The 11,738-nt window shown below is 35.7% G+C and carries 8 protein-coding genes; 4 read left to right on the plus strand and 4 right to left on the minus strand.

Annotated features, from left to right (window positions below; genetic code table 11):
- Positions 1-183: 183 nt before the first annotated feature.
- Positions 184-1,288 (minus strand): peptide chain release factor 2 gene (gene prfB / locus OZD66_RS02660; RefSeq protein ID WP_182366742.1). Its coding sequence is split into 2 segments (ribosomal slippage): positions 184-1,212 and positions 1,214-1,288, totalling 1,104 coding nucleotides; the frame shifts between segments, so codons are not numbered across the junction.
- Between the two features lie 153 nt (positions 1,289-1,441).
- On the opposite strand from prfB, the gene mgtE reads away from it, so the two are divergent.
- Positions 1,442-2,812 (plus strand): magnesium transporter, encoded by a 1,371-nt coding sequence (gene mgtE / locus OZD66_RS02665; protein WP_182366743.1) that lies wholly within the window; start codon positions 1,442-1,444, stop codon positions 2,810-2,812.
- 255 nt (positions 2,813-3,067) lie between these two features.
- On the opposite strand, the gene OZD66_RS02670 is transcribed toward mgtE, so the two are convergent.
- Positions 3,068-4,405: a TrkH family potassium uptake protein gene (locus OZD66_RS02670; protein WP_275022147.1), complete on the minus strand. Its 1,338-nt coding sequence runs from the start codon at positions 4,403-4,405 to the stop codon at positions 3,068-3,070.
- A 263-nt stretch (positions 4,406-4,668) separates the two neighbouring features.
- Between OZD66_RS02670 and OZD66_RS02675 the strand changes: the two genes are divergently transcribed.
- Positions 4,669-5,862, plus strand: a complete 1,194-nt coding sequence (locus OZD66_RS02675; RefSeq protein ID WP_182366744.1) for a hypothetical protein — start codon at positions 4,669-4,671, stop codon at positions 5,860-5,862.
- A gap of 79 nt (positions 5,863-5,941) precedes the next feature.
- On the opposite strand, the gene OZD66_RS02680 is transcribed toward OZD66_RS02675, so the two are convergent.
- Entirely contained in the window at positions 5,942-6,958 is a 1,017-nt protein-coding gene (locus tag OZD66_RS02680; RefSeq protein WP_182366745.1) for a substrate-binding domain-containing protein, read from the minus strand.
- 140 nt (positions 6,959-7,098) lie between these two features.
- On the opposite strand from OZD66_RS02680, the gene dcd reads away from it, so the two are divergent.
- Positions 7,099-7,656 carry a dCTP deaminase gene (gene dcd, locus OZD66_RS02685; protein ID WP_182366747.1) on the plus strand — a complete coding sequence of 186 codons (558 nt, stop codon included), beginning with the start codon at positions 7,099-7,101 and terminating at the stop codon, positions 7,654-7,656.
- A gap of 5 nt (positions 7,657-7,661) precedes the next feature.
- On the opposite strand, the gene OZD66_RS02690 is transcribed toward dcd, so the two are convergent.
- Positions 7,662-8,693, minus strand: coding sequence for a hypothetical protein (locus OZD66_RS02690; protein ID WP_182366749.1), 1,032 nt, complete (start codon positions 8,691-8,693; stop codon positions 7,662-7,664).
- Positions 8,694-9,101: 408 nt separating this feature from the next.
- On the opposite strand from OZD66_RS02690, the gene OZD66_RS02695 reads away from it, so the two are divergent.
- Positions 9,102-11,738: glycoside hydrolase/phage tail family protein (locus tag OZD66_RS02695; RefSeq protein WP_275022150.1), on the plus strand; the 2,637-nt coding region annotated here is incomplete at its 3' end.

The raw sequence follows: 11,738 nt of genomic DNA on the forward strand, positions 1-11,738 counted from the left end.
TTAACTATTGCATTCCAGAACAATTTGATGCATCATTCTTTTTGTAAAAAACATTCCAAACTTTCTCTCCACTTTTTCTGGGTAAGGTCACTTTTCCACTGATCATATTTAATCGCCATAACTTTACTCCTACTTTAACAATATTTTAATTATCATATATTATGGCAAGAAAGTCAACCCTACCTAATTTTGCTTAGTGAGCACACTAACTATGAAACAATCTATATTACCATCAAAAACAGAATTTATATTGCCCACTTCATGTCCAGTTCTTAAATCCTTCACCATTTGATATGGATGCATAACGTACGATCTGATCTGATTGCCCCAGCCTATATCGCATTTTTTACCATATTCTTCAGCCATTTTCTGTTCTTTTTTTTCCAGTTCAATTTGGTATAAACGTCCTTTAAGTAATTTCAATGCCTCATCTTTATTTCTGTGTTGAGAACGACCATTTTGGCATTGAACTACAACACCAGTTGGAATATGCGTAATGCGTACTGCACTTTCAGTTTTGTTCACATGCTGACCGCCTGCTCCGGAAGCACGGTAGGTGTCGATCTTTAGATCCTTTTCATCCACAGCAATATCAATTGAATCTTCGATCACTGGAGTTACTCCTACACTTGCAAAACTGGTATGACGTTTACCATTTGCATCAAATGGCGATATTCTAACCAGCCTGTGAATTCCACTTTCACTTTTTGCCCACCCATAAGCTTTTTCTCCAACGATTTTTATCATTGCAGACTTTATACCAACCGACTCTCCTTCTAATTTTTCTACAACTTCAACTTTAAAGTTGTGATAAATTTCTGCCCACCTTATATACATGCGCATCAGCATTTCAGCCCAATCATTGCTCTCGGTTCCGCCAGCTCCTGAGTGGATTTCTAAAAAGCAGTTATTATTATCTGCTTCACCAGTAAATAAGGACTCTGTTTCTTTATACTTGATTAATTTCTCTAGCTTAGCTAATTCATTTTCAACTTCAGAGAAAAATTCTTCATCATTTTCATCAATAGCAGACTTCATTAAGCTGATGGCATCGTTGTAATCGCTTTCCAGCTTTAAAAACGACTCTACGTCATTCTTAATTTTAGAACGTTCTTTTAAAACTTCTTGTGCTTTTTGGTTATCTTGCCATAGGTCATCATTCAACGCTTGGGAGTCAAGCTCTTCAAGGCGCAACCTTAATTTTTCCATGTCAAAGACACCTCCTGATAAGAGAAATACTTTTATTTAAGCTTTGAAAGTGTTCAAGAATTTCTGGATAAGTTTTCATTATACTTTAGATTTTAATATATTTACTATCAATAACAATAACAGTAAACAAAATAGAAATTTAACCATATGATAGTTAATTTAAATAATTTCATTATACTTTAATGTTTAAGGAAATCAAGCGCGTATATTTATTAAAAAACAAGGTAAAGTAATGAATATTGAAATAAGTTCCCATTATGGTTTAGACAAAAAGGCTATTGATGACTTAATAGAGTCACTTGATAATGAGGAGCTAGAGAATGTTCGTAATATTGTAAAAACGGTAGACAGTGTTCAGTTAGCTTATTTTTTATCTACTTCGATCAGTGATCACAGGGAGAAATTAGTTAATATCCTCGATCAACATTTGTTAAGTGATGCCCTAGTGCATGTAGTGCCAGATTTACAAATAGAGATCATAGAAACATTGGGAATAGAAAATACAGCAAAGTTACTAATGCTCCTTGATGTAGAAGATATAGTAACCATAGTGAAAGATTTAGATAGAAAGTCTGTAGAAAATATACTTTACTATTTGCCCAGCAAAACTCAGAAATCGGTAGAGGAGTTGCTATCATATCCAGAAGAAAGTGCAGGAAGGTTAATACATAAAGATATGGTTATAGCTCCATATTATTGGACAATAAATCAACTGACAGAATTTGTGTGCAACTATAAAAAAATACCAGAAAAATTTCACCAGATATTCATTATCAACTCAAAATTAGAGCCTATAGGCAGTGTTAATTTAAATAAGGTAATATCTCACTCAGGAGACACAATAATAAAAGAGATAATGGATCATGACATAAAAATCATTAAAACTGGAATAGACCAAGAGGAAGTAGCAAGAATATTTAAAGATTACTCTCTATTATCGGCTCCGGTAGTAAATAAGAATGGTAAAATTATTGGTGTGATCTTAATTGAAGATGTGATAAAAGTTGTTCAACAAGAAACAGAAGAGGATGTACTCAAAATAAGCGGTGTATCTTCTAAAGCCGATATAAATGCCCCTATACATAAAACTATAATTAAAAGGCTACCTTGGTTACTGTTTAACCTCTTAGCTGCAACAATGTGTTCCATAGTAGTTGGCTTTTTCGATGATGTAATAAAAAGTTTTATAGTGCTGCCAATAATCATGCCGATAATTGCATCAATGAGCGGAAATGCAGGATCCCAAACAGTAACGCTAACCATCCGGGCAATCGCAACAAAATATCTAACTGAGCAAAATGCAAAAAGAATACTGATGAAAGAATTTTTAATAGGTCTTATAAACGGGGTGATCTTATCTACTATTTCATTAGTAGTGTTAGCAATAAGGTTTCACAACTTCAAAGTGGAGATGATTTTTGTGGTCTCCATGATTATGATGTCAATTATTGCAACGTTCATCGGAACTTTCATTCCTATAATGCTTCACCGTTTAAAGTCTGACCCTGCCGTTTCTTCTTCAATCCTAACATCGGCAACAACTGATATTCTCTCAGCTTTTATATTTCTTGGTTTAGCTACGATCTTTTTATTAAATAGCTAATACTATCTATAGCTATACCGCCGCGAACCGTCATACCGCGATTCATTCGCGGTATCTCTTAGCATAGATCCCGCTAACAAGTAGCGGGATGACGAGAAAGGGGCTACTTGGATGACATTCTTCCTGGTGTGCCCAAATCACAATGTTCGTACATCTGTGGATTTATTCGCGGTATAGATATCGCTAACGAGTAGCGGAATGACGGTTTTTCAAATTGTCGTAAGTCAGTTTAGCTATAATATCAAGTTTCACCAACTATTTCTCTCTATTAAATAAGAATAAATTACCTATACAAAAATAGATTGGTAATATTTCAAGTCTGCCAAGCAGCATTAAAAACGATAGAAATAATTTTACTTCATTACTGAAAGAGGAATAATTACCCGAAGGGCCTATTAAATTACTAAATCCCGGGCCAGAGTTTGTAAGCGTTGCAGAGACTGAACTGATGCTAGTTATAAAGTCTGCATTGCTTAAGTAAGACATCACTATTGATGAAATGGTAAACATTAACATGAAAATTGCAAAAAATATAAAGACAGAGTGAACTTCATCATTCTCCAGGGTTTTTCCATTGAATTTTACCCTATCGCCTGCGCCTGGGTTCAATAAAAGGCGAAAGTGATTTTCTATAGATCTTAGAAAAATGATCAAACGAAAGATTTTGACACCACCACTTGAAGAACCGCTACATCCACCAACAAAGGTTAGAAAAAAAGCTAAGACTGAAATGAAACTCCAATCTATATGATTACAGATTGCATAACCAGTTGACGTAATCAAGGAAGTGATGGTAAATGTGCTGCATCTAAATGATAATGACACTCCTAAATCAACATTTTTATACAACCAAAAACAAGCAAATAAAGATGAAACAATAGCTATCTTAAAAAAGTAAGAGACCTGCTCATCATAGCAAATGTCTAACCGTCTTATGATTTTTAAATAGCTAAGAAAAGGCAGAGAACCCAAAATCATAAAAACGATCGTTATGGCTTCTAGTATGGGATTATTATAGTGCCCTATAGAATCATTATAGTTAGCAAATCCACCAGTTGATACAGCAGACATTCCGTGACATATTGCATCAAATAGTGGCATACCAGCTAGATAATAGGAAAATATGCATAACAAAATTAAGCCATAATATATTGCCGTAACATGAATCACTACGCTTCGCGTATTCGGCAACTTCCTTTTGGTAGCATCTGAATACTCAGAATAAAGTAAATTATTTAGGCTGAGAACCTTAAACATAGGAAAAACTGCAATTCCTAAAGTGATTACACCAAAACCCCCCATGCCATGTAGCATTGCTCTCCATAGCAGTATTCCTGGAGATTGTTTTTCAATATCATTAAATATAGTTGCTCCTGTGGTTGTGATGCCAGATATCGTTTCAAACAATGCATCAACATAGCTCAGATTATCAAAATAGAAAGGAATAGCTGCAAACAGAGACAAGGCAATCCAGGTGCAACTAGTAATCGCAAAAATTGCTGGCATTCCATGCAATCTACTTAATTTACCGAGTAAAATAAAAATTGCGCCAGATGTGCAGGTAATTATGAATCCAGCGAGGAAATTTTCCATTTGTAGCTGAGACATTTATTAGTAATAGCAGGAATAAGCATTGCTAAGCTAAACAGCAATAGGAATATTCCCACAATAAATACAATTGAACGCAAATTTTGTAAACGTTGATGATTTTTCATAGAATTACTTCCTCGCTATACAAAGCCATAAAAGCTACTCTAACGTCAAGCATTTTGTTGGCCTTTATTAACAGTTATTAACAATATACTTGATTTACTTGTAAATATGTGTGATAATTAGGTTTTTATTAGAGGTAAGATGTGGTTGAATTAACTGATGCACAAGAAGAAATTCTAGGTTCATTAAGACAGGCAGTCAGGAATGACAATTTTCAAGAAGTCCAGAACGTACTCGACAATAAGGAACATAATGATATACAAGCAGTTTTGAGCCACGAGGGGACTCTGACTAGTGACAAAGGTACCATTTTAAATGATGTTATTGACTGTTCTAATGCTAGCGTTAGCACTAAAGTAAAGATCATTGAACTAATTTGGAAGGAAGCTGATCAAAAAACTCGTGATTTTTTGTGTTGTTGTACAATAGATAATTTTCGAAGATTTGGCAGTTATAACATACCTGCTCTTAAAACAGTTATTCAAGAAATGGAAGAGCACAAGAGGGTAATGGGTCTTGATTCCAACTTACAAGAAGCAATAAAAAACCTTGATATTGATCAAGTTAAAGCAGCATTAGAGAATTGTGGTGAAGATGTAGAAAGGGTTTTAGAGCGAGAGGTATATTGGAGTAGTGGAAGAGTAGATGCCCTTTTAGTTTATCCTCTGAAAGTTGAATATAGTGAAGAATTGAACCAAGAAGATGTGGAAAAGATAAAAGAAAGCTTTAAATTAATGTTTGATGCTGCTTCTCCAGGGCTCCTTGGGTTCGAGCCCAATGGAAATAACTATGTAATGGATAAACTTACATGTGCACAAAAACGTTTTGCTAAAATACCTGGAGTAGGTGAGCAATGCTTTCAAGATTTGATTCAAGAATTTGAGGAAAAACTTAGTAAAAATAAACTAGATAATGCCAAGATTAATGATCAGATAGCATGGGATAAAGAGTATGCGACTCGATTTTCACAAGAAATCAATCAGGATCCGTCTGAGAATGATGATCTTAACTTTATAGATGACACTGATCTAGGTCAAGACACCGAAAACTCTGCACTGACTGCAGACAACAAAACCCCAGAAAAAAACGATACAACCTTCTGGAGTGAACACAAAGGGAAGATTGCTCTAGGCGTTGTTGGACTATGCGTAGTTGGTGCTATTGCAGCCTATGTGCTGGCATATCCTGTAGTTGCATTAGTTTTAGAAGTTTTAGCAGTTTCAGCATTGGCTGTACTAGCTTATATTGGAGGAGTTTGTGAGAAATCAGAAAGCCCAAATACGAAAAGCTCGGGCCCGGTTGTTTCTGGGGTGTTGCAACAACGCAGAACTGTCTAATTAGTAATCCATTGTCATCCCAGCGCGCCGCGCTGGGTCTGACTACGCTAGAACAAAGAATATAAAAGAAACGTTGCCGTCACGTTATATCATAAACCTTTGCTGAAGCTTTCTTTATATCTTCACTTGAAAGTGGAATTAGACCAAGCCTAGATAGGTACCCATCTTCAATGCCGATCGAATCTATAATTTCTTTTATGAATTCTCTTAATCCATCAACAGTATCCAGGTGTTCTTTCTTTATATAAAGGTATAGAGGTCTTGCTAATATATATTTTCCCGATGATATATTTTCGTAAGTTGGCTCAATTCCTGCAATTGTGCTCCCTTGTATTTTATCTTGATTCCTCATTAAAAAGCTGAAACTAAATATCCCTAAGGCGTTCTTGTTACTTTTCAATTTTTGTATTATTATGTTTTCATTAATTCCAACTTCTATATACCTTCCGTCATCCCTTATACTACCACATGCTTTCTTTCTTTCTTCCTGATCTTTATAATTCTCTTTAAAAGTTCTTGAATTCATGCATGAATATTGATCAAGCATAATAGAATTAACCAAAGTTTCGTATGTGCCTGTATTTTGATGTGGACCATAAATTTCAATTTCTGTTTTTGGTAAGGCTTGATTTACATCAGACCAGAACTTCTTATTATTTTTTACTAATTTATCATTTTCTTGAGAATATGCAGATAAAGTTTCAAATAAGTCCTTCTTTGTGAAATCAAATCTATGGCTTTGATTTGAATTTGCAATGACAATTCCATCATAGCCAATGATGATCTCTATCACTTCATTAATTTTATTTCTTTTACATAGTTCTCTTTCTACTTCCTTCATAGGGCGAGATGAAGTGGTGATGTCTGGCGTGTCTTCCCCTATTCCTGAGCAAAACATTTTGAATCCTGATCCACTTCCTATCGATTCCACAACTGGAGTCTTAAAGGAGAATACACGGTTGAACTCTTCGGCTATAAACGAGATAAAAGGAAAAACAGTTGAAGACCCAACAATTCTGATGTATTTCCTGGCATCAGCATTTGACAGCGGTGTGAATAATACAAATACAAAAATCAGGAGAAAATTTCTAAACATTGTTTTTAGTTAAGAACATAAATTTAATTATTATAACAAAAATCAAACTGAAAAGCTTTAATTGCATGACAAAAGCTACAGTTTACATTTAAATTTTATTTTATATTATTGTAAGTATTACACAACTTTAAGGAACAGTTATGGCAGTTATGCCAGATAAATGGATAAGAGAAAAAGCTGAAAATTTTGGAATGATAGAACCTTTTGTGAATCACAAAAGCAGCAAAGGTGTTATATCTTTCGGACTATCATCTTATGGTTACGATGCAAGAGTGGATAATAAATTTAAAATTTTTACTAACGTTAATTCAGCCATCGTGGACCCTAAAAATTTCTCTGAGAATAGTTTTATAGATAAAGAAACAAACGTATGCATAATTCCACCAAATAGCTTTGTGCTTGCAAGTACAGTGGAATATTTTCGTATACCAAGGAATGTACTGGTCATTTGTGTTGGTAAATCAACTTACGCAAGGTGTGGAATTATAGTAAACGTTACTCCCTTAGAACCTGGGTGGGAAGGTCATGTCACACTCGAATTCTCAAACACCACTCCGCTTCCTGCGAAAATTTACGCTAATGAAGGCGCATGCCAATTCGTATTTTTAAGCGGCGAAAGTGAGTGTGAGAAATCATATGATGATATGAAAGGAAAATATATGAATCAGCATGGTATCACTTTGCCGCTGGTGAAGTGATTACTTTAGGTAAAGCGAGATATTGTGCTATTGTACTGAAGATTACTAAGATGAGTTTTAACTAATTCGTCGCATTTTTTATCACCTAAAACTGCACGTGCAGGGTGGTTTTTAAATGATTCTACATAGCTTGAAAAGAAATTTGTAGAAGGATTACTTAAAGCTTCTGCAACTTCTTTTTTTTCTTTATCATTGGAAAGCTGATTAAATAGTTCTTCTCCCTTTTTTTGCAGCTCATTTTCAAATTCCTGCTTTATAGTATTCTTATCTGCTTTTTGCAAGAAGGAAAACTCTTCAAAAGTGTACAAGGAAGAGACAATACTGTTGAAGGTACCAGTAAAACATGCACTTGAACCACGACCACCATGCACTCCGTATTCTGTTTGCGATTCTACTAAATGTTTAACCAGTTGATATTTTCTCTGTGATATGCGGGTATTAATATCTATATTATGATCAGCATTTGCTCTAGTTTGATCGTTGCAAGCCTTCCAAACTAAATTTAAAACTTGCTTCAATGTTAACCCGCTTCCACTATGTGTACCAGGGTTATTTTTTATACGCTTCAAGCACTCAAGTGCATGTTTTTTCTCATCTTCTGTAAGTTGATCTTTATCTGCAGCTTTTTGTGTGCCATTTGCTATGCACTCTAACTGATCAATAAATCCTTCTATTTCCTCTATAAACTTATCATCAATATCAGGCTCACCGTAGTTTTCTTTTAGCTTTTGAACGTTAATATTAATTGCATCATTTACATCAGTATCATGCGTTGTTTGTGGAATACGTGCTGCCTCCATAAATGCTTCAGCTCTTTGCTCTAACCATTCCGGCATTTTGCCTCCTGCAAAAAGATATAGCTTACTCAATACCTTGGCGATTAAGAAAAACACCAGGAGAGAAATAACAAATATTATAAAAAGTACTACAAATAAACCTGTGATTAGCCACCTTACAGGAGCTAGCAGAATTTCTTTTGCTTTTTTTAATTTTGACGGTCTTTGTATGTTGTCTGGTGTATTTACTACTGCTGGCATAATTAGTTTAAGTTAATATCAATATTATTAATATACTATATTTTTTCTTATTTTGTCAACCCAAATTTCTACTTCTGCACTTTTTCATTGTTGCTTACAATGATTATAGCTACACGATTTACTCATGTGCTTTTCTTGATTAAAAACTTCAACTATTCATTGTAAATTATTGAATTTCCTACTATTTAGTAGCAAATTGTCATCCAAGTGGCTGTAAAACGACAAATTCGTCATCCCGCTGCTTGTTAGCGGCTAAGAGATACCGCGAATGAATCGCGGTATGACGGTTAAGTATCCTGCTACGTGTTAGCAGGATCTAGAGATACCGTGACGGTATGACGGTTCGTGGCGGCATGACGTAGAAAAATCTAGCCTACATTAGCTATAGAAACAAAAAGGAGGATTATCATGTCTACAATAATTTTATCATCAATTTTTGGTCAAGCAGGCAGCATTTTTGGTCCAATTGGCCAGATTATCGGCTCAGAACTCGGTGCTCTTCTTGGTGCACAGCTAGATAGCGCAATGTTTGGTCTTGATGCCGAGCAAAAAGTAACGCATGGAGCAAGGCTAAAAAATCTGCAAGTTCAAACCTCAACCTACGGCAGGACGATCCCAATTATCTATGGCACTGCTCGTGTTGCAGGGAATATTATTTGGGCACAGCCAATAAAAGAAGAGGCGATAACCACCAAAAGTAAAATTGGAAGAGGTATGAACGTTACATATAATTACTATGCAACGCTTGCAATTGCGATCTGCAAGGGGAAAGTAGAAAAATTAAACAGAATCTGGGCAGATACAACATCACTTAGCTTTGATGAAATAGATTATACTTTTTACAGCGGCAGAGAAGACCAAAATCCTGATCCATTCATATCATCAATTGAAGGTGAGAAGAATGTACTAGCTTATAGGGGAATATCTTACATAGTTATCAAGAATTTTCCTTTAGCAGACTATAACAATCGCGTCCCGATATTTACATTTGAAGTGCGAACTGCATTAAAACCCAGTGGATTTTCAATAGCAGAAAATATTCGGAATATCAATATAATACCAGGCTCAGGAGAGTTTGTATATGATACAAAAATACAGAAGAAAATCGCGCAAGAGAAAATAAGCAGCAACCAATATATCCCGTATGGACTGGCGCAAAGGGTAAATCACAACAACCACACTAAAAAGAGCGATGCAGTGCTTTCTTTGGATAAATTAAAGGGAGATTTACCAAATGTTGAGTGGGTATCGGTAGTAGTCAATTGGTTTGTGAATAATCTGAACATTAAAGATTGTAAAATATATCCTGCAGTTGAATTTCAAGATGATTCCGCAATATTACCTGATGATTGGCAAGTAGGGGATGTAACCAGAGATGATGCTCAGCTAATTTCAAAAGATGCGAGTGGAAACCCAAGGTATGGTGGCACAGTTAGTGATGCAGCGCTAATTAGATATATAGAAGAGTTACGCAGCAGAGGCTACAAGGTGATGCTCTACCCAATGCCCTTGCTTGACACAGAAAATAAAGAGTGGCGAGGAAAATTGAGCGGTACTCCTGAAGATATAAGTGATTTTTTTGAGAATCAATATAACAAATTTATAGAGCATTATGCAAGCATTGCCAAACAAACTAAAGTGGAAGGGTTTATCATCGGATCTGAATTTGCGCAACTTACCAAAATTAGAGATGAACAAGGTAATTACCCTGCCGTTATAGAGCTGGTCAAGCTTGCAAAGCAGATAAAACTTCAGCTTGGAAAGGAAGTAACAGTTACCTACGCTGCAGATTGGAGTGAATACCATTCATATGATGGTTGGTATAATATGGATGAACTGTGGTCTCCACAGTACATCGACGTTGTTGGCATAGATGCTTATTTTCCACTGACTGATTGTCCAGAGCCTCCTTTTGGCTATTCTGCGGAAGATGTAATGGGTGGTTGGAGCAGTGGAGTGGGGTATGATTATTTCTATGATTACTCAAAGGGTGAGCCTGAAAGAGTAAAGTATAACGACAGCAGGTATGCGTGGAAAAACATAGCAAAATGGTGGAGTGAAACTCACATAAATCCAGGTGGTAGTAAAACGAAATGGCAACCAAAAATGAAAAAAATATGGTTTACTGAGTATGGATTTCCCAGTATGAACGGCTGCACTAATGAGCCAAATGTGTTTGTTGATAAAGGCAGCATAGAGAGCAAATATCCACGATATTCAAACGGAGAGGTGAGCTTTCTTTCACAGAAAATTGCAATTGAAGGAACGCTAAAGAAGTGGCAAAGCTCGGAAATGGTAGAAAAAATGTTTCTCTGGGCGTGGGATGCAAGGCCATTTCCTTATTTCCCCAATTTGTGTGATATGTGGACTGACTGCCATAATTGGCAGACAGGACATTGGATTCAGGGAAAGCTTTCACAGCTTAATATTTCCGATGTTTTATCGGATCTGTTACAAAAAGCAGGTCTAAAAAGCAACCAGTTCGATACAAGCAATGTCAAAGGGTTATTGTCTGGGTATGTGATAAATGACCAGCAATCGGTACGTTCAATTATTAAAATGCTGCAAAGTTGCTATTTTTTTGACGTGGTTGAACAGGACTCTAAACTGAAATTTGTCCAAAAGGGCAGGGGAGTTACGACTGAAATACCAATTGGTGAAACGGTTTTCAGTAACAATTCAAAACTTGCTAATATCAGTCAATTAGATTTAAACAATAAAGTTAACATCGTTTACTTTAACCGCAATTTTGGCTATCCAATTGATGTTAAATACGCTGAGTTGCCAAAGCAAGGCACTGCTATAACAGTTGAAATACCGCTGATTATGGAGGAGGGGGAGGCGCAAAATATCGCTGAGGTTTTACTTTATTCTTCGTGGCAAGAGAGAAATATATATAATTTCAAGCTGCCGATAAAATATGCATGGCTTGCGCCAAGCGACGTGATAGCGATCTTATACCAATTCTCATTATTAGTGAATCAAATAAGCGATATTGTAGAGTTATTTATAGCATTTCTCATAATAGTCCGAACAGGTCATAGG

It is taken from the genome of Wolbachia endosymbiont of Drosophila baimaii (assembly GCF_028982185.1).
In the GTDB taxonomy this organism is placed as follows: Bacteria; Pseudomonadota; Alphaproteobacteria; order Rickettsiales; family Anaplasmataceae; genus Wolbachia; species Wolbachia pipientis.

What these genes read in the sequence shown, in the direction of transcription:
- mgtE (WP_182366743.1), top strand. Translation starts at nt 1,442, where the DNA reads ATGAATATTGAAATAAGTTCCCATTATGGTTTAGACAAAAAGGCTATT.
- OZD66_RS02670 (WP_275022147.1), bottom strand. Translation starts at nt 4,405, where the DNA reads ATGGAAAATTTCCTCGCTGGATTCATAATTACCTGCACATCTGGCGCA.
- OZD66_RS02680 (WP_182366745.1), bottom strand. Translation starts at nt 6,958, where the DNA reads ATGTTTAGAAATTTTCTCCTGATTTTTGTATTTGTATTATTCACACCG.
- dcd (WP_182366747.1), top strand. Translation starts at nt 7,099, where the DNA reads ATGGCAGTTATGCCAGATAAATGGATAAGAGAAAAAGCTGAAAATTTT.
- OZD66_RS02690 (WP_182366749.1), bottom strand. Translation starts at nt 8,693, where the DNA reads ATGCCAGCAGTAGTAAATACACCAGACAACATACAAAGACCGTCAAAA.